Here is a 22,933-nt window from a genome sequence, read left to right on the forward strand (position 1 = left end):
CTGCTGTCGAAGTCGCCGCTCGGCGCGGAAGCCTCCAGCATGTGGGCGCAAGGCGGCCTTGCCGCGCCTGTCGGCGCAGATGACACCCCTGCGCTGCATCTCGCCGATACGCTCGCGGCAGGTGCCGGCCTTTGCGATGCGGCAGCAGCGTCGCGGATCGTCCACGCCGCGCCTGCGGCCGTGGAGCATCTCGCCGAGCTCGGCGTCGCCTTCGACCGGCGCGCCGACGGCAGCTGGCGCCTCGGGCTCGAGGCCGCACATGGCCGCAACCGCATCGTGCACGCCACCGGCGACGGCACCGGCCGCGAGATCATGCGCGCGCTGATCGCCGCGGTGCGCCGGACGCCGTCGATCACGCTGCTGGAAGGCGTCGAGGCGCGCCGCCTGCTGGTCGAGGACAACGCAGTCCGGGGTGTGCTTGCAACCAGCGACCGCGGTCCGCTCACGATCGCGACCAACCGCGTGGTGATCGCGACCGGCGGCATCGGCGGGCTGTTCGCCGACAGCACCAATCCAGGCGGATGTTTCGGCCAGGGCCTCGCGCTCGCGGCGCATGCCGGCGCAAGATTGTCGGATATCGAATTCGTCCAGTTTCATCCGACTGCCTTCGACGGACCTTCACGGCCGATGCCGCTGTTGACCGAGGCGATTCGCGGCGACGGCGCGGTGCTGATCGACGAAACCGGCCAGCGCTTCATGGCCGATCAACCCGGCGCCGAGCTTGCGCCCCGCGACATCGTCGCGCGCGCCGTCTGGCGCCACCGCGCCGCGGGCCATCGCACCTTCCTCGACGCGCGCCAACATCCGGGCGCAGAGTTCGCGCAGCGCTATCCCGTGATCAGCGCGTTCTGCAAGATGGCGGGCATCGATCCCGCCCATGACCCGATCCCGATCCGGCCGGCGGTTCACTACCACATGGGGGGCATCGCGGTTGACGGCTTTGGCCGCAGCACGGTGCAGGGCCTGTCGGCCTGCGGCGAGGCCGCGCGCACCGGCCTGCACGGCGCCAACCGGCTCGCCAGCAACTCGCTGATGGAAGCGATCGTCTGCGCACGATGGGTCGCCGAGAGCATCGAAGGCGAGAGCGCAGGACCGCGCGCGATGCTGCGCGACGATGCGATGCCGCAGGCCTCCGATCCCGTCGCCGTGCGGCCGATCCTCACCCAGGGGCTCGGCGTGCTGCGCGATCGCGACGGCATCACGCGCGCGATCCGCAGCCTCTATCCGCTCGCGCGCAGCCCCGGTGCCGCATCCGACGCTGCGTTGGTCGGCCTGATGATCGCGGTTGCCGCAATCAGGCGCGAGGAAAGCCGCGGCGGCCATTTCCGCACCGACTTCCCGCACACCGCCTTGTCGGCATCCCCGTCGTCCCTCACCCGCGCCGAGGCGCTCGCCGCCGCACGCGACATCGTTGAATCCAAGACATTCGCTAGGAGTGCCCTCTCATGACCCTCAATTCCCTGCTGCCGCTGCTATATGAGCCGATCGTGCTGACCGCCTTGCGCGAGGATCTCGGTCGCGCCGGCGATATTACGGCCGATGCAATCGTCCCGGCCAGCCAGCAGGCCCGGCTGGTGATGCGGGCGCGACAACCCGGTGTGATCGCCGGGCTCGACGTCGCACGGTCTGCCTTCCAGACAGTGTCTCCGGCGATCGAGCTGCGTGCCGAGCGGCCCGACGGCAGCGCGGTCGAGCCCGAACAGGTCATCGCGATCATCGACGGTCCGGCCCGCAGCCTGCTCACCGCGGAACGAACCGCGCTCAACTTCCTCTGCCATCTGAGCGGCGTCGCGAGCGCAACCGCCACGCTGGTCAAGGCCGTCGCAGGCACGCGCGCGCAAATCGTCTGCACCCGCAAGACGACGCCTGGCCTTCGCGCGCTGGAGAAGTATGCGGTGCGCGCCGGCGGCGGCGGCAATCACCGCTTCGGTCTCGACGATGCCGTGCTGATCAAGGACAACCACATCGCGCTCGCCGGCGGCATCCGCCCCGCGATCGAACGCGCCAAGGCCAATACCGGTCATCTCGTCAAGATCGAGGTCGAGGTCGACACGCTGTCGCAGCTCGAAGAGGCGCTGGGGCTCGGCGTCGACGCGGTGCTGCTTGACAACATGACGACCGAGCAGCTCACCCAGGCAGTGGGCATGGCGCGCGGCAAGGCGCTCACCGAAGCCTCGGGCCGCATCACGGCTGCGACGGCGGCGGCGATTGCCGCCACCGGCGTTGATCTCATCTCAGTCGGCTGGGTGACCCACAGCTCGGCCGCGCTCGATATCGGGCTCGACTATCTGTCCTGATAGACTAACCGGGCTGGCCGACCGGAACGAGGGTCGGCTGGTCCCGCTCGGTCCGGCGTGCGGCAAAGCGCTCGGCCTGCAACACCGCGAGCGTCAGCACGACGATCGCGACCGCCTGGTGCGTCAGCGCCAGATCGATCGGCACCTGATGCAACAGCGTCAGGATGCCGAGCGTCGCCTGCAGCGTAATCCCTGCAACCAGCCACCACGCGCCCGCGACGACAGCTCCGCCGGCGCGCGAACGCACGGCATCGATCGCATGCGCGATCGCCAGCGCGAACAGCAGATAGGCGATCATGCGATGCTCGAACTGCACCGTCAGCGTGTTGTCGAACAGGTTGCGCCACCACGGCGTCTCGAACCACAACCGGTCAGCCGACGGAATGAAGCCGCCATCGATCTCGGGCCAGGTGTTGTAGACCCTGCCCGCGCGCAGGCCGGCGACCAGCGCGCCGAAATAGAGCTGCACGAAAGTCAGCACCAGCAGCACCGCGCTCGTGATCTTCAGCCTGACGGGCGCGACCACGGCCGGGCGGTCGGTCAGCCGCCGCAGCGTCCAGACGATCGCCGCAAAGATCAACAACGCCAGCACCAGGTGCGTCGCCAGTCGATACTGCGACACCTCGACGCGCTCCGAGAGGCCGGATGCCACCATCCACCAGCCGACGCCGCCCTGCAGCGCGCCGAGGCCGAAGATCACCCAGAGCCGCCGGCCGAGCTCGCCGCTCACCGCGCCACGCCACAGGAAATACAGGAACGGCAGCAGATAGGCGGCGCCGATCACCCGGCCGAGCAGCCGGTGGCTCCATTCCCACCAGAAGATCGTCTTGAACTGCGCGAGCGTCATTCCGGCATTGAGCTCGCGATATTGCGGAATCTTCTGATAGCCCTCGAACGCCTGGGTCCACTGCGTCTCGGTCAGCGGCGGCAGCGCGCCGGTCACCGGCTTCCATTCAACGATCGACAGACCGGACTCGGTGAGCCGCGTGGCGCCGCCGACCAGCACCATCAATGCGATCAGGCCGGCGACCGCCAATAGCCAAACTCTGACGGCGCGGAGCTGCGATGTCTTTGCGGAAATACCGGCCATTTCGCCCTGACTTGATTGGATTTTCGGGCCCCTTATAGTCCGGCGCGCCCGCGGCGCAAGCGCCGCCGAAACGCTTGGGATCACGAGTTGCACATATCCGCCATGGCCATACGCACCCGCAAACTGCTCGGAACCATCTTCCTGCTCATCCTGGTCGTGGTGTGGTCGCTGCTCGGCATGATGGTCGCCCAGACCCCATGGCTCGCCAGTTCGGGGCTGCTGCAGGCGATCTTCTACGTCGTCGCCGGCCTCGGCTGGGTGCTGCCGGCGATGCCGATCGTCTCCTGGATGTCGCGGCCCGACCGCGCCTAAGGCCTGATCCGGAAAAGTGCGAAGCGGTTTTCCGAAAAGATCATGCCAACTTAGATTCTGCTCTGGATGCTCGCGCTCCGCGTTGGCCGAACCCGCGCGAACATCACGCCCGAGAGCAGCACGCGCATGATCCGTAAAGAGCGCACACGGCCGTCCCATGCGATGCGCGGCAGGGCGTGAAGGTTGGTGCGACCCTGCGCCTCGACGACGCCGGAGATGGTCGACACTGCGCTCGCAAAGCCGGTCTCCTCCGCCATCACCACATCCGGACGAGCGAACGCGTCGCGGTCCCCGAAAGGATACGCGAAATGCTTGATCGGCCGCCGGAGCGCGCTCTCGGCGACTGCCTTTCCCATCGCCATCTCGCGCAGCGCAGCCGCAGCCTTCAGGCTCGACAGTGCCGGATAATTCACCGTGGCGCAGCCGAACGTCACGTTCGGATCTGCCGCGAGTTGCGCCAGATCCGCCCAGTCGAACGAGGCGCTGCGTGACAATTGCGCTGCGTCGACCGAATAGCGCCGGCCGAGATCGTTCACCGCGTAGGACAGCTCCGACGGCGACAGCTTGCGCAGCCAGCCGGACAGGAAGTCGAACAGCTCGTATTTGTCCGACACGCTGGAGATCACGAAGTGTCGTTCCCGGCCGTCGATTACCAGACTGATGCGGCTCTCGCGCGCGATGATATCTTCCAGTGCCAGCCACCACGCCACGCCCACGCCATCGGGAAACGCCGTCGGCAGGTAGAGGGTGAAGGGAACTCCGTGCCTGGCGAGCACGGGATAGGCATGGGTGACGATGTCCTTGGTGGCGCCGTCGAAGGTCAGGCAGGCAAAGCGCCGGCGCTCCGGCATGGTCACCGCGCGGCGGCAGGCCTCGTCGATCCCGACGATGTCGTACTGCCAGCGTTTCAGCGCACGGATCGCGCGATCGAGCAATGCCGGCGTGATCTCCTGCGACTTCAGCGGCTGGAACCGTCCTCGACGCGCGGGGCGGACGCGCGCAAAGCGCAGGATGACCCCGGCGCCCCCGACCTCGCGTTCCCGCAGCCTGAAAGCGCCGCTGAAATAGGCGAGCTCCATCCGGGCCCGTCGCAAAATCCCGTTGTCCGGCGCCAAGATCCCTCTACCCGCCCTTGCCCCGTCGGGCAGTTCCTATACGCCGCCAAGCACACCGTTGGGCCATTGTTCTTACTCTTTGTTGACATTTCCCTGCGAAGGTCGGCCCCAGCCGAGAACTGTATATTATTACCTTAAAAAATTTAGGTTCCGAGATGACCATGGCGGCGGCAATCGAAGGCCAGACGGTGGGGACGCGAACGTGGCCGAACGCAATCCGCGTTGCAGGCGTCGACATCTTTCATGATCTCGCTGCGGCCGAGGCGACCTGGCGCAGTCTCGAGACATCGCAACACAGCTACACACCCTATCAGCGCTTCGATTTTCTTGCCAATTGGCAGCGCCAGGTCGGCGAACGCGAGGGCCTGCGGCCTTTCATCGTCGTCGCACATGACAGCGAACGCCGGCCGCTGCTGCTGTTGCCGCTCGCCGCCGAGTCCCGTCTGGGCGCGAACTGCGCGAGCTTCATGGGCGGCAAGCATGCAACCTTCAACATGGCGCTGTGCGACAAGGATTTCGCCGTCAACGCAACCGAAGCCGACGTCACCGCCTTGATCAGCTCGATCGCCGAGCGCTCCCGCGTCGATGCGCTCGTGCTGTGTCAGCAACCGTTGCGCTGGCAGGACTTGCCCAATCCCCTCGCCTTGCTGCCGCACCAGCCTTCGGTCAACGACTGCCCGCTGCTGCAGATCGAGCCCGGCGCGGAACCTGCGGCACTGATCAGCAATTCGTTCCGCCGCCGCCTCAAGGGCAAGGAGCGCAAGCTGGAGCCGCTGCCCGGCTATCGCTATCACGTCGCGAGCGAGAGCGCCGATGTCTGCCGCCTGCTCGACTGGTTCTTCCGCGTCAAACCGCAGCGCATGGCCGAGCAGAAGCTCCCTGATGTGTTCGCCGAGCCGGGCGTCGAGCAGTTCATTCGCAGCGCCTGCCTCGCGCCGCGCGCCGACGGCAAGGGCTACGCGATCGACATCCACGCACTGGAGTGCGACGAGGAAGTGATTGCGATCTTCGCCGGCGTCTCCGACGGTCATCGCTTCTCGATGATGTTCAACACCTACACGATGTCGGCCAATTCCAAGTTCAGCCCCGGCCTGATCCTGATGCGCGACATCATCGATCGCCATGCCGGCCAGAACTACCGCGCTTTCGATCTCGGGATCGGCTCGGACGAGTACAAGCGGCTGTTCTGCAAGGACGACGAAGCGATCGTCGACAGCTTCATTCCGCTCAGCCTGCGCGGAAAGGCTGCGGCCGGCGCATTGTCGGCCATCAGCCGCGCCAAGCGCGCCGTGAAGCACAATCCCGCGCTGTTCGAGATCGCACAGAACCTGCGCAGCATGTTCCGCTGAGCACGACTGCGGACGGCGTCACGCGGACTGCCCGTCAGCCGCCGGCCGGCTGCTCTCGACGCCGAGCCGCATCATCGCATCGAACACCAGCATCGCGGCCGGCGACAGCGCGCGTTTGCGAAGCTTGATCAGCCCGTAACTCTCGAGCATCAGCTGGTCGCGTATCCGCAGCATCTTGAAGCGCTGCGGATCGAGCAGATCGAAGATCAGCAAGGGCACCGGCACGATCGCATCGATCCCTGCGGCAATTCCGATCGACGCGGAGAAGGACTCGGTGTTGATCATGCGCTGGGGCGGCGCAATGCCCCGGCTGTAGAACAGCCGCTCGAGCGCCTGGCGCATGAAGGATTCCCGCGGCTGGGAGATCCATTGCAGGTCGACCGCATCTTCCAGATTGACGCTGTCGAGCGCGGCCAGCGGATGCTCGGCGCGAACCAGCAGGCCGGCCTGCTCGGCGCCGATCTCGTGATAGTCGAACTGCCCGGGATCGACGCCGGCGGGAATGCGCGCAACAACGAAGTCGAGCTCGAGTGCGAGCAGACGCGCGATCAACGGCTTGCTGGTGCTGACATCGAGCGAAATGTTCACCCGATGCAGCTTCTCGCCGAGATACTGCATGACGTCGACGACAAGGTCGATGCTGGGCTTGGCGACCGTTCCCACCGATACCGTACCGAGCTCGCCGGACCTGTAACCGGCAAACTCATCCGTGACCCGGTCAAGGTCCGCCAGCACGCTCCTGCCGCCACGGATCAGAATCGAACCATAGGCCGTCGGCTCAACGCCGCGCGCCGTTCGCTCGAACAACGGAACCCGCGCCACCGCCTCGATCTCGGCCAGCATCTTCGACGCCGCAGACTGGGTGATGTTCAGGCGCTCGGCAGCCAGTTGCAGCTTGCGCTCGCTGTCGAGCGCGACCAGCAGGCGCAACTGGCGTAATTTCAGATTGTTGATCACCGCCCGCCACCATCCTGCCCGGCAAGGTTCCCGCGGTTATGCCGCGGTGCATCATGACGGTTTCGCCATGGCTCCATTCCCAAATGCCATTAGTCACGCGACCGTCGATTACACAACAATGAATGCGAGGATTGCAAGGAGACTTGCAATGGCAACGCGACGGACCGCTGCGGGTGTACAATGTGCCACCCCGGACAGCGCGGTGACCGTGCGCCGAATTGAAAACCAGAAGGGATGGGAACGATGAGCGACGATGTCGAGAAGCGCGCGATTGGAAAGATGATGCGGCGGCTGATTCCGTTCCTCATCCTGTGCTACTTCGTGGCCTATCTCGATCGCGTCAATGTCGGCTTCGCCAAGCTGCACATGAACACAGCGCTTGGGCTCAGCGAAGCCGCCTACGGGCTCGGCGCCGGTCTGTTCTTCGTCGGCTACTTCTTCTTCGAGGTGCCCTCCAACATCCTGCTTGAACGGTTCGGCGCGCGGCGCTGGATCGCCCGCATCATGATCAGCTGGGGCATCGTCTCGGCGGCATTTGCATTCATCCCGCAAATGTCGGCGGTGAGCGGCCTCTCCAGCGAGTGGATCTTCTACTTCCTGCGCCTCTTGCTCGGCGCCTGCGAGGCCGGCTTCTTCCCGGGCATCATCTTCTACCTGACGCTCTGGTTCCCGACGATCTACCGCGCCCGCGTCATCAGCCTGTTCATGCTCGCGATCCCGATCTCCAGCATCATCGGGGCGCCGATCTCGGGGCTGTTGCTCAACCTGTCGGGAGGCGGTCTGACCGGGTGGCAATGGCTGTTCATCTGCGAGGCGCTGCCGTCGGTCCTGGTCGGCTTCGCGGTGCTGGCGATGCTGCCGGACTTCCCGCGCCAGGCCAGCTGGCTGCAACCCGACGAGATCAAATGGGTGCAGAACACCCTTGAGATCGAGCGGCAGAAGAAGGAAGCCGTGGAGCACATCTCGGTGATGCAATCGCTCACCGACTCGCGGGTGCTCGCCTGCGCGCTGGTGTATTTCTGCCTCAATGCGGCGAGCTACGGCGTCGCGTTCTTCCTGCCCACCATCATCAAGGCGTTCGGCGTCACCGACACCCAGACCGGCTTCCTCGCCGCCCTGCCCTTTGTGTTCGGCGCGGTCGGCATGGTGCTGCTCGGCCGCCATTCCGACAAGACCGGCGAGCGGCGTTACCACGTCGCCGGCGCATTGACACTCGCCGCCGTCGGCATCGGCCTTGCCGGGCTGGTCTCCAGTCCGGTGCTGATCATAGGCCTGCTCTGCATCGCGCAGATCGGCGTGTCCGCGGTGCCACCGATGTTCTGGCCGATGCCGGCCAGCATCCTGAACGGCGCCTCGGCTGCGGCTGGCATTGCCGCGATCAACTCGCTCGGCAATCTCTCGGGCTTCGCCGGCCCGTTCGCCATGGGCTATCTGAAGGACCTGACCGGCGGCTTCACCGCGGGCCTGCTGCTGCTCGCGGTCGTTGGACTGATCGGCGCCCTCGTCACGATCCGGCTGCGGATCGATCCGGTGCTGGAGCGCGCCGCGCGCGAGCCGGTGATGGCGCACTGAAGCGCCATTTGGAAAACGGGTGACGCCGATTTTCGACGGGCAGCGCGATGACGACTCATCGCGCTTTGGAGGTGCTCTTCAGGCCGCCACCACTCGCGGGCCCGTCACGACCGTTTCCGACGGCGCGCAGGGCTTGCTCAGCATCGTCACCTCGGAGAAGCCGACGGCCCTGAGCTGATCGACCATCGAGCGGCGTGCATCCTGCGCCATGGCGGCATCGGGCACGACGACGGCCTGCGCCTTTGCCGTCAGCAGCTCGGCCGGCAGATCGACCGCCGAACCGGCATCCAGCAGAACGTGATCGTAGACCCGCAGCAGCGCGTCGATCGCAAGCACCAGCCGCGGCGATTGCAGATGGCTGCGATCGAAGCCCGGACGTCCGGCGCTGACGATCTGGACGCGCGACTGCCGATCCTTGGTGATGATCTGCGCGAACGTCGCCTCGCCCTGTATCAGCTCGGCAAGGCCGGGCGCTGCGGGATCGACGGTGGCCGCCGCCAACACCGGCGAGGACGCGACGAGATCGACCACCACGACCTTGGCCTGGCGCGCCATCAGGCGGGCCAGCGTCAGCGCGGTCGTCGTGACGCTTTCACCGGCGGCCGGGCCGAGCACTGTGACCTTGTGGGCCGCGGGCCCCTCAGCGACAAGCCGCTCGGCGAGTTCATCGATCTCGTCGACAGTCTGGGCCGGCGCCGGCTGCGGCTCGCTGACGGCAGGTTCATGCACAACCGCAGACTCCAGCGGCAATTCAGGCTCCGGTGCCCGCCTGGTTGCAACCGGCGACGCGAGCGCGGGTTCAGGCGGCAAAGCCGGCGCCGGCTCGTCCACCGTTGCGGCCTCCATGACCGGCTCGCGGCGCCGGATCGCGGCAGCCGCCGGCGCGAAGGCACGGCCAACCGCACCGGGCGCGGAGATCCGGAGCAATTCGCCGGTGATAATGATACCGGCCGACAGCAACAGCGTCGCCAGCGTCGCGATCAGCACGATCGGCAGCTTCTTCGGATAGGCCGGAGTGTTCGAGACCGTAGCGCGCGAGATGATGCGGCCGTCGGTCGGCGCAGCCTCGATGTTCTCGCGCGCGGTCGCCTCGCGATACTTGGCGAGATAGGCTTCCAGCAGGTCGCGCTGCGCCTTGGCCTCACGCTCCAGGCCGCGCAGCTGCACGTCCTGGCTGTTGCTCGACGACGCCTGCTTCTTCGATTGGTCGAGGCTCGCCTGCAGCGCCTGGACGCGGCCGTCGGCGACGCGGGCATCGTTGTCCAGCGAGCGTGAAATCTTGCCGGCCTCCTCGCGCAATTGCCGATCGAGGTCGGAAATCTGCGCCTTCAATTCCTTGATGCGCGGATGGTTGTCGAGCAAGGTCGACGACTGCTCGGCAAGCTGCGCACGCAGCGTGCCGCGCTGTTCGGCGAGCCGGCGGATCAGCTCGGAATTGAGCACTTCCGAGGCCTCGATCGGCTTGCCGCCCTGAAGCATCTCGCGGATCAGCCGCGCCTTGGTCTCGGCGTCGGCCTTCAGCGCGCGGGCATTGTTGAGCTGCGTGTTCAGCTCGCCCATCTGCTGGTTCGACAGCGGGATGTTGTTGGTGCCGACGAACAGGCTCGACTTCGAGCGGAATTCCTCGACCCGCGAATCGGCGTCGGCTACCTTGGTGCGCAGCTTGTCGATCTCGCCGAGCAGCCAGGTGCTGGCGGATTTGGCCTGATCCTGCCGCGCGCCCTGCTGCAACACGAGATAGCCGTCGGCAATCGAGTTGGCGACGCGCGCCGCAAGCTCGGGATCCTCGGACTGGAATTCGATCACCATGACGCGCGACTTGTCGACCGCGAAGGCCTGGAAGCGCTCGTAATAAGAATCCAGCACCCGCTCTTCCGGCGTCAGGCTGAACGGATCGCGGCCGATGCCGAACAGCGCCAGCAGCGACTTCAGCGGGGAGAAGCCGCGCAGCACCGGATCGAACTCCGGACGCTCGGCGAGCTTGTTCTTCTTGATGATGTCGCGAGCGAGATCGCGCGACAGCAAGAGCTGCACCTGGCTCGTCACGGCCTCGGCGTCGAGCGAGGTGCGCTCCAAGTCGCGCTCGCCATTCGGGCGCAGGAAGGCGTTCTCGCGATTGTCGATCAGGATGCGCGCTTCCGACTTGTAGCGCGGAGTCACGACGTTGACCGCAGCAAGCGACAACGCGAACACCAGCACGGTCGGAACGATGATCCAGCCGCGTTTGCGCGCCAGCGCGCGGCCGAGCACATGCAGATCGAGATCAGCCGCCTCTGCTGGACGCGCCGGCTTGTCGGAAACCGGTCTCGGCGAAGCCGGCTTGGCAACAGCCTCGTCGGCAGCGGGCGCAGACTTCGGCAACGCCCGTTGCGCGACAGCCTTTTCCTCGCCTCTACGCCAAAATGCAAAACGCATAACCGAACTCCCGCGGACGCCGCGATTCCACCTCAATGGCGGCGATTACAGTCCATTAAGGTTGCTGCTGGGTTAATCGGCAGGGTTGACGGACATGGCCGCCACCACCCGGCCCGTCATCCTTTGTTAACCATGAGTGCCGTTAATCGGGGCCAGTATTTTCGCGGGATTCTTCACATGCGCGATCTGCGCGCTCCCCTTGTTTGTCTGATTGCTGCGCTCGCGCTGTCGGGCTGCATGGGACGGACGTCGCCGGTCGCCGGCGACCCGGCCCTCGATTCGATGGCCTACGGGCAGCCCTCCTTTGCTGCGCCCGTGGCCTATGCCGAACCTGCGCCGCGCGCGGCCTACAATCTCGGGCCCGGCGACAAGCTTCGCGTCGTGGTCTACGGCCAGGAAGGACTGACCAACTCCTATGCGATCGACGCCGCCGGCGCGATCACCATGCCGCTGATCGGCTCGGTGCCGGCGCGCGGCCGGACGCCGGCCGGGCTCGCTGCCGAGATCACCGCGCGGCTGCGCAACGGCTTCATCCGCGAGCCGTCGGTCGCGGTCGAGATCGAGTCCTACCGTCCGTTCTTCATCCTCGGCGAGGTCGCAGCGCCCGGCCAATATCCCTACGTGCCCAACATGACGGTCGAGAGCGCGGTGGCAATCGCCGGCGGCTTCTCGCCGCGCGCCCGGCGCGACGAGGTCACCCTCACCCACACCGATGCTTCGGGCGCGGGCCGCTTCGTCGCTCCCCTGGGCACGCCGATCGGACCCGGCGACACCGTGTTCGTCGGCGAACGCTGGTTCTGATCGATGGCGCAGGATCAAAACCAGCAACAACCGCTTCGCATCCTGCACGTCGTCCGTGCCCCGGTCGGCGGCATCATTCGTCACATCCTCGACGTCGCCAACGGCCAGATCGAGCGCGGTCACCATGTCGGCATCGTCGCCGACAGCCTGACCGGCGGTACCCGCGCCGACGCGGTGCTGGCCGAGATAGAACCGCGCCTCAAGCTCGGCGTCCACCGGGTGGCGATACGCCGCGAGCCGCGCTTCGCCGACTTCATGGTCTGGGCGCATATCGCCGGCCTGATCCGCAGACTGAAGCCCGATGTCGTGCACGGCCATGGCGCCAAGGCCGGCGCCTATGTTCGGCTGCGGCGGCGGTCCAACAAGGTGATCCGGGTCTACACGCCGCATGGCGGCTCGCTGCACTACCCGCTCGACACCTGGAAGGGCCGCTTCTACAGCCAGCTCGAGCGCACGCTGATGAACAGCACCGACCTGTTCCTGTTCGAGAGCGCGTTCGCCCGCGACACCTATCAGCGCACCGTGGGCAAACCTGCCGGCCTCGTGCGCTGCGTCTTCAACGGCGTCACCTCAGAAGAATTCGAACCGGTCCCCAAGGCCGACGACGCCTCCGACGTGGCCTATGTCGGCGAGTTCCGGCGCATCAAGGGCGCCGATCTCCTGATCGACGCGGTCGCCAAGCTGCGCGCCGAGGGCAAGCCGGTGACGCTGACCCTCGGCGGCGACGGCGAGGAATTCGAGCGCCTCAAGGAGCAGGTGAAGCGGCTGTCGCTCGGCGATGCCGTCCGCTTCATCGGCCACGTCAAGGCGCGCTTCGGCTTCTCCAAGGGCAGCGTGCTGGTGGTCCCCTCGCGCGGCGATTCGATGCCTTATGTGGTGATCGAGGCGGGAGCGGCCGGTGTTCCGATGATCGCCGCCAATGTCGGCGGCATCCCGGAGATCTTCGACACCCACACCGACGCCCTGTTCGCGCCGAGCAACGCGGCCGCGATGGCCGATGCGATCAAGGCCGCGCTCGACAATCCGGCTGCGACCGCGGCGCGCGCCGAGCGACTGCGCGAGCGGATCTCCGAACATTTCTCGCAGAACGCAATGGTCGAGGGCGTGCTGGCCGGCTATCGCGACGCATTTGCCAAACGTTAACCATTTCTTACGCACGTAACCGTTTCTTCCGATTTGTCCCCTTAAGTCACGTCCCGGGGAATTTCGCTGCTGCGCGCGGATGCCCATCTGCAAGCGCAGGAATGGACGTGGACTCGTGGAAACGTTTAACGCACGCTCGATGCTGGATGCCGCTGCGTCTGCGACGGCCGCTCGGCCGCAGGTCGAACGCCGCCGCCGCCTGTCGCCGGCCGCGCTCGCCATCACCAATCAAAAAGTTCGCGGCGCCTACTCGCCGGTCGTGATCGCCGGCGTGGTTCGCCTCGCCGATTTCGTGCTGCTCAGCCTGGTCGGCGTCGGGCTCTATTTCGCCTATGTCAGGCCGCTCGCCGGCGGCATCCACTGGGGATATATCGCATCGATTCTCGGTATGTCGGCCTCAGCCGTGGTCTGCTTCCAGGCCGCGGACATCTACCAGGTGCAGGTCTTCCGCGGCCAGCTCCGCCAGATGACGCGGATGATCTCATCATGGGCCTTCGTGTTCCTGCTGTTCATCGGGGTCTCCTTCCTGGTCAAGCTCGGCGGAGAGGTCTCGCGGGTCTGGCTGTCGTCGTTCTTCTGCGTCGGCCTTGCGGTCCTGATCGCTGAACGGCTGGCGCTGCGCTCGATGGTGCGCGCCTGGGCGCATGACGGCCGGCTCGACCGCCGCACCATCATCGTCGGCGCCGACCAGAACGGCGAGAAGCTGATCGAGGCGCTGAGCGCCGACGACGACACCGACATCCACATGCTCGGCGTGTTCGACGACCGCAATGACGGCCGCGCCATGGATACCTGCGCCGGCTCACCGAAGCTCGGCAAGGTCGACGACATCGTCGAGTTCGCCCGCCGTACCCGCGTCGACCTCGTGCTGTTCGCGCTGCCGATCTCGGCGGAGACCCGCATCCTGGAGATGCTGAAGAAGCTCTGGGTGCTGCCGGTCGACATCCGCCTGTCGGCGCATACCAACAAGCTGCGCTTCCGGCCCCGCTCCTATTCCTATGTCGGCAAGGTGCCGACGCTTGATGTCTTCGAGGCGCCGATCACCGACTGGGACCTGGTGCTGAAATGGCTGTTCGACCGCGTGGTGGGCGGCCTGGCCTTGTTTGCGGCGCTGCCGGTCTTGGGACTGGTGGCGCTCGCGGTGAAGCTCGACAGCCCCGGCCCGGTGCTGTTCCGGCAGAAGCGCTTCGGCTTCAACAACGAGCGCATCGACGTCTACAAATTCCGTTCGCTCTACCACCACCAGGCCGATCCCACCGCCTCCAAGGTGGTGACCAAGAACGATCCGCGCGTCACCCGCGTCGGCCGCTTCATCCGCAAGACCTCGCTCGACGAATTGCCGCAGCTGTTCAACGTCGTGCTGAAGGGCAATCTCTCGCTGGTCGGCCCGCGCCCGCACGCCGTGCAGAGCAAGCTGGAGAACCGGCTGTTCGACGAGGCCGTCGACGGCTACTTCGCCCGCCACCGCGTCAAGCCAGGGATCACCGGCTGGGCGCAGATCAACGGCTGGCGCGGCGAGGTCGACACTGACGAGAAGATCCAGAAGCGCGTCGAATACGACCTCTACTACATCGAGAACTGGTCGGTGCTGTTCGACCTCTACATTCTGCTCAAGACCCCGTTCTCGCTGATTACAAAGAACGAGAACGCGTACTGAGACCTGAGACCAACTGCCGTCGTTGCGAGCTCAGCGATGCAATCCATGCTGCGGCTCGGGGATAGGTGGATTGCTTCGTCGCTTCGCTCCTCACAATGACGAAGCAATCGAGTGTTTTGTACCGCGTTGCGTGAGTATCCGATGGCCTATGCGGCGACAGCCGGGACGTCCCAATCGCTGACATCGGCGCCGTCAGGCGTGCTGGCGTTGCAGCGGGCGCTGATCTGGCTGGCCGGCGCGTCGATGGCCATCGTGTTCATCGAACCGAGCCCGTATGAACTCGTCACACTGACCGCCTGCGTGGTGTTCTTCGCCACGGGCCTGCGCATGCAGCTGGTGTTCATGCCGCTGCTGTTCACGCTGATCGTGCTCAATGTCGGCTACAGTATCGGCGCGGTGCCGTTCCTCGACAAGCCGGAGGTGGTGAACTGGGTCCTCACCTCCTGGTACATGGCCGTCACCGTCATCTTCTTCGCGATGGTGATGTCGGAGGACACCCAAGCCCGGCTCGACATGCTGCGCCGCGGCCTGATCGTCGGCGCGATGATCGCCTCGCTCGCGGGCATCGCCGGCTATTTCCACCTGGTGCCCGGCGGCTACGATCTGCTGACGCTGTATGATCGCGCCCGCGGCACCTTCAAGGATCCCAACGTGCTCGGCGCGTTCCTGATCCTGCCGGCGCTGTTCACGCTGCAGAGCGTCGTCTCCGACCGCTTCGGCAAGGCGTTCCGCAACGCCATCGCCTTCGGCATCATTTCGCTTGCGATCCTGCTGTCGTTCTCCCGCGCCGCCTGGGGTGGCCTTTTGATCACTGCGGCCTTCATGCTGGCGCTGATGGTGTTCACCAGCCGCTCGCAGGCGCAGCGCTCGCGTATCATCGTGATGACGCTGATCGCCGCGATCCTCGCGGTTGCGCTGATTGCCGTGCTGCTCTCGATCGGTTCGGTCGCCGACATGTTCAAGCAGCGCGCGAGCTTCGACCAGAGCTATGACGAAGGCCGCTTCGGCCGGTTCGGCCGCCATATCCTCGGCGCCCAGATGGCGCTGGAATTGCCGTTCGGCATCGGGCCGCTGCAATTCCACACCTACTTCCCCGAGGACACCCACAACTCCTACCTCAATGCCTTCATGTCGGGCGGCTGGATCTCGGGGGTCTGCTATCCCGCGCTGGTGTTCGTCACCGCGATCATCGGCTTCCGCTACGTGTACACGCGGGTGCCGTGGCAGCGCGGTTATCTCGCGGTGTTCTCGGCATTCCTCGGCTTCGTCGGCGAGAGCTTCATCATCGACACCGACCACTGGCGGCACTTCTGGATGATGCTGGGCACGATGTGGGGCATGTACGCGGCGGCCGAGCACACCCGCGCGAGATCGACCGAGGTCATCGACGAGACTTCGGCGGCAGCTTGAGATCGGCGCGCTGCTCCGGCGGCATCTCGATCACCGCCTTCAATGCTTCGGTCGCCTGCAAGACGCCCTTGTAGCCGTCATTGGCGAAGCGCAGCAGCAGGCGCAGCTCGTCGTCCGTGTAGCGGCTCCAGAGCTTGAGCATTGCCTCCTGCATCGGCACGTAGAACTTGCCGATCTCCATCGCCTTTTCCTCCACCACCGAGATGAAGACCTTGCGGCGGTCACTCTCGTCCCGCTCGCGGCGCACGTAGCCGGCCTTCTCCAGGCGATCGACCACGCCGGTGATCGCGCCGGTGGTCAGCCCGGTGACTTCCGCGAGACGCCCCGCAGTGACCCTTCCTTCAAGGTTGAGGATGTCCATGCATTCCATGTCGGAATTAGAAATTCCGGCCATGTTTGCAACGGCTTGGCCATACATCACGCCCTGCGCCGAGGACCGCCGCATGGCCTCCTCGAGTTGCTGCATCAGCGCATCGCGCGATTTGGCGCTTGACAAGTGCGACCTCTTACCTCAGAAGATAAATATCTTAGCAACTAAGATGATTAGCCGCTAACCCTTCCTAGCCGACAAGGATGCATGGAGCAAGACATGATGACCAGACGTCCCCGCAAGGCACTCATCATCGGCGCCGGGATCGCCGGTCCGGTGACCGCGATGTTCCTGACCCGCGCCGGCATCGAGGCCGAGCTTTATGAGGCCTGGCCCTACTCCACCGGGATCGGCGGCGGCCTGCAGATCGCGCCCAACGGCATGCATGTGCTGGCAGAGCTTGGCCTTGCCGACGAACTGATCCGCAACGGCTCGATCGCGGAGTCCTTCGACTTCTATTCGCAGAGCGGCAAGAAGCTCGGCTCGCTCAATCAGAACATGCAGCAGCGCTTCGGCCAACCCGCGGTGAACATGTGCCGCGCAACCCTGAACGAGACGCTGATCGACAAGGCCTGGGCCTCCAACGTCTCGGTGTTCTTCGAGAAGAAGCTGGTGAAGATCGAGGACCGCGGCGACCAGCCGGTGATCGCCTATTTCAACGACGGCACCACCGCCGAGGGCGATTTCGTGATCGGCGCCGACGGCGTGCATTCGGCGGTGCGGCGGCACGTGATCCCGGACGGCCCGACGCCGTTCGACACCGGGCTGATCGGCTTCGGCGGCTTCGTGCCGCGCGCCGTGATCGAGCACCTGCGGATCGGCCAAAAGATCGAAACGACGTTCGGGCAGAGCGGCTTCTTCGGTTACGGGATGTGCAGCCCCGATCCGGACACGGGCGCGATGTGGTGGAGCACGCAGCCGTCGCACGGCATGACCGCGGCCGCCTACCGGTTGCAGAGCCAGGACGCGATCAGGCAGCATCTGCGCGATTTCCACGCCGGCTGGCATGCGCCGATCCCCGATATCATCGCGGCCGCCGAGGACATCGTGGTGACCGACACGCTCGACGTTGCAACCCTGCCGACCTGGTCGCGCAAGCGCACGCTCTTGATCGGCGACGCCGCGCACGCCACCAGCCCGCATGCCGGTCAGGGCGCGTCGCTCGCGCTGGAGGACGCCCTGCGGCTCGGCACGCTGATGCGCGACGGCCAGGAGCTCGGCGTGACGTTCCAGGCCTTCGAGCACGAGCGGCGCCCGCGCGCCGAGAAGATCGTGGCGATCGCCCGCCGCAACGGCAACAGCAAGCGCGAGTTCAGCCCGACCGGCGCCTGGCTTCGCGATCATATGCTGAAGCTGATCCTGCCGGTGTCGTCGAAGGGCATGGACTTCATGTACGCGTACAATCCGCGTGCGGCGGCGTAAGCCCCTCATGCCCCGCGAAAGCGGGGCATCCAGTACGGCGCGTCCGCTCGAGCACAACAGTCTCTGGGATACTGGATCGCCCGGTCGAGCCGGGCGATGACACCGAGCAAGGTGACGCGAACCTACTTCTCGACCTCGAAGGTCAGTCCGGCGTGATCGACCAGGCGCTTGATCAGCTTGCCCTGCATCGCGGCTCCCGGGGTCCAGAAGCCCGGTGCGACATCGGGCGTGTCGCGCAACAGGCAGATCGCGCATTCCGAGATCATCTTCGAGGTCGAGCCGTAGCCGGGATCGCGATCGCCCTTGATGCCGGCGCGGACCATGCGGCCGTCGGGCGCCACCGCGAGATAGAGCAGATCGTAGCGGCCGTTCTCACGCTCTTCCTTTGACGGGCCTTCGCCCGGCTTCGGTGCACTCGGCCCGGTCTTCTCGGAATTCAGCGCCATCACCTTCTTGGCATTGGCCTCGCCCTTCTCGCCAGGCCCGGTCAGGACCATCTCGTCGTAGACGAAGTCCTGTCCGTAGGGAAAGCCCATCAGCATGTTGGAGCGATGGACGTTGCGCGTGTTGATCAGCGCCATCATGAACGGCGCGGTCCAGGAGTGCAGATCCTCCTCGTAAGCCGGCTTGCTGCCGCGCGGCTGCTTCGGGCCCTCGAAGCCCGGCGTCAGCGCGAACGGATTGTTGAGGATCGCGACCAGGTTGAGGTCCTTGGCGACCGCATCGAACGTCGCCTTGGCGCTAGCCGCGGTGCCGCCGGACAGCGTGCCGCGCATGTCGCGCACGCGGCCCTTGACGCGCGCGGCCGGCGCGCCGAACACGCGCTTGGCTTCTTCCTGCACGAAGAATGCGCCGAGCTCGAACGGCACCGAGTCGAAGCCGCAGGAGAACACGATGCGCGCGCCGCTGGCCTTTGCGGCGGCCTCATGCTTGTCGATCATCTGCCGCATCCAGACCGGCTCGCCGCAGAGATCGAAATAGTCGGTGCCGCTTTCCACGCAGGCGGCGATCAGCTCATTGCCATAGAGCTGATACGGGCCGACCGTCGAGATCACCGATTTGGTCTGCGCCAGCATCGCCTTCAGCGACGCGGCGTCGCTGGCATCGGCAACGATCAGCGGCGTGTCCGAAGGCGCACCGATCGCATCGCGAACCGCGGCGAGCTTGTCCTTGCTGCGCCCGGCCATCGCCCATTTCAGGCTACCGTTGCGATAGTTCGCCGCGAGATATTCGGCGACCAGTTGGCCGGTGAAGCCGGTCGCGCCATAGACGACGATATTGAGTTTCGACGAGGACATGGATCAGGCTCCCATAGCACGGAATTTGCCCGTTTTGTCATTGCGAGCGAAGCGAAGCAATCCATAATCGCCGCGCGGTGACATGGATTGCGTCGTCGCTTCAGCGCAAAATTGCCGTGCAATTTTGTCGCGAGCTCCTCGCAATGACGCCGAGGACGCCGCTATTTCTTGTAGGACACGCCCATGCCGGCGCGCACGTCGGCCTGGATGCCATAGGGCGCGATCGGGTAGCGCAGGCCGTTCTTGGCGAGCTGCTTCATACCCGCGATCGCCTTCACCAGATAGGCCGGCGGCAGCGCCATCAGCATCTCCTCGTCGGGCACGCCGCCGTAGCGGCGCTCGGCGAAGCACGGCAGCGACAGGCTCGGCTCGCCGGTCTTCAGCGCCCGGCCCCAGGAGTCCGCGCAAGCGGTCTCGCCGACCACGCCCCATTCGAACTTCTTGTAGCCGGTATACTGGAGACCGTTGATCAGGATGATCATCTGTCCCGGCGTCGCATAGACGAGGCAGATGTCGGGCGGATTGAGCCGGCCGCTGGTCAGCGGGCTCACCGCCATTGCCTGGTACTGGCCGTAGGGCACCACGTCGAGCGCCTCCTGGCGCTTGCGTGCGTCTTCGGCCGTGCCGTGCCAGACGCCGACATAGTTCTCGCCGGCAAGCCACTTCTCGTCCTGTGGTGCGAGCCCGATCACCGCACGGCATTGCGCGCCGACCAGATCGTCGCCGGTGATGCCGACGGTCCAGCCGAGCCGAGAGGCCATGCTGACGATCTGGTCGGTGGTATGAACCGCCGACGGACGGCGGATCTTCGGGATCGCTTCCATCTCCTCGACGCGCGCGAACATCTTGATGCCGATGACCGTGGTCTTCAGCCGCAGCAGATTGTTCAGGTCGGTGACGATCGCGCCGAGATCGAACTGTTCCGGCGATGTCTGCTGTTGCATGGCGAAAACTCCCGTGATCGGCGGCTTGGCGCCGCCTGTTGGCGTGATGTTAGCCCGATTGGACAAGGGAAGCGACAAGCTCGTGCTGCCGCTCAACGTGCGGCCGGTCCGGGCAGCCAATCATCGGTTTTGCCGGCCAGATGATACGCGACCAGCCCGATCCACTCCCGTGTCCCGAGATCGGTACGCGATAAACCCTCGATCGCAAGCGTCGCGAAGCTCATGACATTGCCGACGCGCCAATCGACCGGATAAGCCTCGACATTGAATCCCGCCTTGCGGAACAACCCGACCGAACGCGGCATGTGATAGGCCGAGGTCACGAGCAGCCAGCGCTCGCCCGGCTTGGGATCGACCAGTGCCTTGGAGAACTCGGCATTCTCCACCGTGTTGCGCGAGCGGCGCTCGATGACCAATCGCGATCCGGGAATACCGAGGCTCTCGAACATCTCGGCGGCGTAGTCGGCTTCGCGCGCATCGTTCGAGATCAGGTTGGCGCTGCCGCCGGTGAACACGAGCCGCGCGTTCGGATATTTGCGCGCGAGCGCCGCCGCCGCGATGACGCGATCGGCGGCACTGCCCACGACAGGCGTGCCATGCGCGACCGACAAATCGGCATCGATCGAGCCGCCCAGCACGATGATGCCGTCGGGCGCGCCGCGCGAGGCGTCCCATGGCGGGAAGCGCTGCTCCAGTGTCGAGATCAGGATATTGCCGAGCGGCGAGAAGCCGCAGATCGCGAGCAGCAGCAGTGCGGCAACCATCAGCCGGCGGCCGAGGCGCGCAAACCGCGTCGGCAACAGCACGGCGCCGATCACGCCGATACCGATCAGGAAATTGATCGGCAGCAACATGATGCCGAGCGTCTTGGAGAGCGCAAAAAACAAGGGAAGCCTCTGCGAAGTTCTGCTACAGCGTCATACGCTGCTGGGAAACCAATCAAAAGCCGTCACATGACCCATCATCACCTGAAATCCAGTCCCGAAACCTGCCATTGGGGCTTCTTCGAAGCAAAGCTGAAGTCGGTCCTCACGATCGCCAGCGGCGACGAGGTCACGATCGAGACCGTCAGCGGCGGCGCCGACGTGGTGCCCGACCGCAGCAAGTTCTATGTGCCGCCGGAGCTCGACGACATCCATGCGAAGAACGAGCGGATGGTGCCCGGGCACATCCTGACCGGCCCGATCGCCGTCAGCGGGGCTGAGCCCGGCGACGTGCTCGAGGTCGACATCCTCGACGTCGAGCTCCGCCAGGACTGGGGCTACAACCTGATCAAGCCGCTATCCGGCACCCTGCCCGACGATTTCCACGAGACCCGCATCCTCAACATCCCGCTCGATCGCGGGCGCATGGTCGGCCGCATGCCCTGGGGACTCGACCTGCCGCTGAAGCCGTTCTTCGGCGTGATGGGCGTCTCGCCGCCGCCGGCCTGGGGCCGTATCTCCTCGCTGATCCCGCGCGCGATGGGCGGCAATCTCGACAACAAGGAGCTCGGGGCCGGCGCCAAGCTCTATCTGCCAGTGTTCGTGCCGGGCGCGCTGTTCTCCTGCGGCGACGGCCATGGCGTGCAGGGCGACGGCGAGGTCTGCGTCACCGCGATCGAGACCGCGCTGACCGGGCGCTTCCGCCTCACCTTGCGCAAGGATCTCAAGCTCGGCTATCCGCGTGCCGAGACCGCTGACCACTACATGACCATGGCGATGGATCCCGATCTCGACCAGTGCGTGGTGCGGGCGCTGCGCGACATGATCGTGCTGCTCGGCGAGAAGCGCAATCTGTCGCGCGAGGACGCCTACACGCTGTGCAGCCTGGCCGCCGACCTGCGCGTGACGCAGACGGTCAACGGCTCCAAGGGCATTCACTGCATGATCGCCAAATCGGTGGTCCACGGCTGACCACCTCGGCATTCGGGGGCTCGCGAAGCGAAACCCCGAAATCTCGCGCTTGGTCCGCGCGCAAGCCAATCTAGAGATTCCCCGATGCGCAATTGCGCACCTAAGGATTCGATGCTGCGCATCGCTCCGGAATGACCGAAGGCCAAATAGCCGCACTTGTGTTCGGCAAGCCTCGCTCGATACAATCCTCCTCCCAACGAACAAAAATGGACGGGGACGGACATGCTGAAGGACAGGCTTTCGCCGGCCGACGAGGCTGCGCGTGACAAGGAGATGCAGGAGACGCTCGCCGCCTGCCCGCGCATCCTCGATCTCATTGCCCGCGGCCCGCAGGCCGCGCCGGACGCCGAGGGCGCGATCTATCTGCGCTCGCCGCTCGATCCCAATCCGGTCGTGATCTCGAACGATCATTTGATGGGCTGCATCAAGGCCGCCGAAAACTATTTCCGCAGCCAGGGCATCGGCAAGGATGATGCGGTCGCGATCCTGCTGCCGGCCTGTCCGGCGAGCGTCGTCGCGATCTTCGGCGCCGCTGCCTGCGGTGTCGGCGAGCCGCTCAATTTGCTGTTCACCCGCGAAGCGATTGTCGCCCAGCTCAATGCCATCAATGCGAAACTGCTGCTGGCGCCGCCGCCCGGCATGCCGGGCGGGCTCTATGAGAGGATCGAGGGCCTGCAACGCGAGGTGCCGTCGCTCAAAGGCATCGTGATCGTGCCGCTCGACGGCGCCATCGCGTTCGACAGCAAGGTGCTGCAACCGGATCCCGCCTGGCGCGACGACTACGGCAAGTCGAAGGATATGAGCGAGGCCGACCGCGTCGCGGTGATGCTGCCGACCGGTGGCACCACCGGCCATCCCCAGGGGGCGCAGCTCACCAACCGCGCGG

At 65.7% G+C, this 22,933-nt stretch carries 20 protein-coding genes; 12 read left to right on the forward strand and 8 right to left on the reverse strand.

Features of this window, described 5'->3' with window-relative positions:
- Together FNJ47_RS29640 and nadC are read left to right on the forward strand one after the other, a co-directional pair.
- The coding region (locus tag FNJ47_RS29640; protein WP_163159505.1) for an L-aspartate oxidase at window positions 1-1,449 on the forward strand (1,449 nt) is incomplete at its 5' end.
- Complete coding sequence (nadC, locus tag FNJ47_RS29645) at window positions 1,446-2,297, forward strand: carboxylating nicotinate-nucleotide diphosphorylase (protein WP_163159506.1); 852 nt, start codon at window positions 1,446-1,448, stop codon at window positions 2,295-2,297. The genes FNJ47_RS29640 and nadC, both read left to right, overlap by 4 nt.
- Window positions 2,298-2,301: 4 nt before the next feature.
- Here nadC and FNJ47_RS29650 read toward each other — a convergent pair whose 3' ends face one another.
- A complete protein-coding gene (locus FNJ47_RS29650) occupies window positions 2,302-3,387 on the reverse strand; it encodes a COX15/CtaA family protein (RefSeq protein ID WP_163159507.1) in 1,086 nt (361 codons plus the stop codon).
- Window positions 3,388-3,489: 102 nt separating this feature from the next.
- On the opposite strand from FNJ47_RS29650, the gene FNJ47_RS29655 reads away from it, so the two are divergent.
- Window positions 3,490-3,699 carry a DUF2842 domain-containing protein gene (locus tag FNJ47_RS29655; RefSeq protein WP_163159508.1) on the forward strand — a complete coding sequence of 70 codons (210 nt, stop codon included), beginning with the start codon at window positions 3,490-3,492 and terminating at the stop codon, window positions 3,697-3,699.
- A 50-nt stretch (window positions 3,700-3,749) separates the two neighbouring features.
- Here the strand turns inward: FNJ47_RS29655 and FNJ47_RS29660 are convergent, their stop codons facing one another.
- Window positions 3,750-4,814 carry a polysaccharide deacetylase family protein gene (locus tag FNJ47_RS29660; protein WP_165445929.1) on the reverse strand — a complete coding sequence of 355 codons (1,065 nt, stop codon included), beginning with the start codon at window positions 4,812-4,814 and terminating at the stop codon, window positions 3,750-3,752.
- 155 nt (window positions 4,815-4,969) lie between these two features.
- Here FNJ47_RS29660 and FNJ47_RS29665 point away from each other — a divergent pair, with 155 nt between their 5' ends.
- On the forward strand, window positions 4,970-6,163 hold the full coding sequence (locus FNJ47_RS29665) for a GNAT family N-acetyltransferase (RefSeq protein WP_163159509.1): 1,194 nt from the start codon (window positions 4,970-4,972) through the stop codon (window positions 6,161-6,163).
- An 18-nt stretch (window positions 6,164-6,181) separates the two neighbouring features.
- Here the strand turns inward: FNJ47_RS29665 and FNJ47_RS29670 are convergent, their stop codons facing one another.
- Window positions 6,182-7,120: a LysR substrate-binding domain-containing protein gene (locus FNJ47_RS29670; protein ID WP_163159510.1), complete on the reverse strand. Its 939-nt coding sequence runs from the start codon at window positions 7,118-7,120 to the stop codon at window positions 6,182-6,184.
- 234 nt (window positions 7,121-7,354) lie between these two features.
- Here FNJ47_RS29670 and FNJ47_RS29675 point away from each other — a divergent pair, with 234 nt between their 5' ends.
- Complete coding sequence (locus tag FNJ47_RS29675) at window positions 7,355-8,692, forward strand: MFS transporter (protein WP_163159511.1); 1,338 nt, start codon at window positions 7,355-7,357, stop codon at window positions 8,690-8,692.
- 78 nt (window positions 8,693-8,770) lie between these two features.
- On the opposite strand, the gene FNJ47_RS29680 is transcribed toward FNJ47_RS29675, so the two are convergent.
- Window positions 8,771-11,107 carry a GumC family protein gene (locus tag FNJ47_RS29680; protein WP_163159512.1) on the reverse strand — a complete coding sequence of 779 codons (2,337 nt, stop codon included), beginning with the start codon at window positions 11,105-11,107 and terminating at the stop codon, window positions 8,771-8,773.
- A 177-nt stretch (window positions 11,108-11,284) separates the two neighbouring features.
- On the opposite strand from FNJ47_RS29680, the gene FNJ47_RS29685 reads away from it, so the two are divergent.
- The 4 genes from FNJ47_RS29685 (at window position 11,285) to FNJ47_RS29700 (ending at window position 16,118) form a co-directional block, all read left to right on the forward strand.
- On the forward strand, window positions 11,285-11,908 hold the full coding sequence (locus FNJ47_RS29685; protein WP_163159513.1) for a polysaccharide biosynthesis/export family protein: 624 nt from the start codon (window positions 11,285-11,287) through the stop codon (window positions 11,906-11,908).
- A 3-nt stretch (window positions 11,909-11,911) separates the two neighbouring features.
- Window positions 11,912-13,051: a glycosyltransferase family 4 protein gene (locus FNJ47_RS29690; protein ID WP_163159514.1), complete on the forward strand. Its 1,140-nt coding sequence runs from the start codon at window positions 11,912-11,914 to the stop codon at window positions 13,049-13,051.
- Between the two features lie 115 nt (window positions 13,052-13,166).
- Window positions 13,167-14,708, forward strand: coding sequence for an undecaprenyl-phosphate glucose phosphotransferase (locus tag FNJ47_RS29695; protein WP_163159515.1), 1,542 nt, complete (start codon window positions 13,167-13,169; stop codon window positions 14,706-14,708).
- A 141-nt stretch (window positions 14,709-14,849) separates the two neighbouring features.
- Window positions 14,850-16,118, forward strand: coding sequence for an O-antigen ligase family protein (locus tag FNJ47_RS29700; protein ID WP_163159516.1), 1,269 nt, complete (start codon window positions 14,850-14,852; stop codon window positions 16,116-16,118).
- Here the strand turns inward: FNJ47_RS29700 and FNJ47_RS29705 are convergent.
- Window positions 16,090-16,563 carry a MarR family transcriptional regulator gene (locus tag FNJ47_RS29705; protein ID WP_163159523.1) on the reverse strand — a complete coding sequence of 158 codons (474 nt, stop codon included), beginning with the start codon at window positions 16,561-16,563 and terminating at the stop codon, window positions 16,090-16,092. The two genes, FNJ47_RS29700 and FNJ47_RS29705, sit on opposite strands and share 29 nt — an antisense overlap.
- Before the next feature lie 147 nt (window positions 16,564-16,710).
- Here FNJ47_RS29705 and FNJ47_RS29710 point away from each other — a divergent pair, with 147 nt between their 5' ends.
- Window positions 16,711-17,910: an FAD-dependent oxidoreductase gene (locus FNJ47_RS29710; protein WP_163159517.1), complete on the forward strand. Its 1,200-nt coding sequence runs from the start codon at window positions 16,711-16,713 to the stop codon at window positions 17,908-17,910.
- A gap of 122 nt (window positions 17,911-18,032) precedes the next feature.
- On the opposite strand, the gene FNJ47_RS29715 is transcribed toward FNJ47_RS29710, so the two are convergent.
- The 3 genes from FNJ47_RS29715 to FNJ47_RS29725 form a co-directional block, all read right to left on the reverse strand.
- Complete coding sequence (locus FNJ47_RS29715; RefSeq protein ID WP_163159518.1) at window positions 18,033-19,208, reverse strand: saccharopine dehydrogenase family protein; 1,176 nt, start codon at window positions 19,206-19,208, stop codon at window positions 18,033-18,035.
- 161 nt (window positions 19,209-19,369) lie between these two features.
- A complete protein-coding gene (locus tag FNJ47_RS29720) occupies window positions 19,370-20,152 on the reverse strand; it encodes a DUF169 domain-containing protein (protein WP_163159519.1) in 783 nt (260 codons plus the stop codon).
- Window positions 20,153-20,244: 92 nt separating this feature from the next.
- Complete coding sequence (locus FNJ47_RS29725) at window positions 20,245-21,039, reverse strand: YdcF family protein (protein WP_175068437.1); 795 nt, start codon at window positions 21,037-21,039, stop codon at window positions 20,245-20,247.
- Window positions 21,040-21,105: 66 nt separating this feature from the next.
- Between FNJ47_RS29725 and FNJ47_RS29730 the strand changes: the two genes are divergently transcribed.
- Together FNJ47_RS29730 and FNJ47_RS29735 are read left to right on the forward strand one after the other, a co-directional pair.
- A complete protein-coding gene (locus FNJ47_RS29730; protein WP_163159520.1) occupies window positions 21,106-22,047 on the forward strand; it encodes an acetamidase/formamidase family protein in 942 nt (313 codons plus the stop codon).
- Between the two features lie 222 nt (window positions 22,048-22,269).
- The coding region (locus FNJ47_RS29735) for an AMP-binding protein (protein WP_163159521.1) at window positions 22,270-22,933 on the forward strand (664 nt) is incomplete at its 3' end.

This window comes from Bradyrhizobium uaiense, from assembly GCF_010811875.1.
In the GTDB taxonomy this organism is placed as follows: domain Bacteria; phylum Pseudomonadota; class Alphaproteobacteria; order Rhizobiales; family Xanthobacteraceae; genus Bradyrhizobium; species Bradyrhizobium uaiense.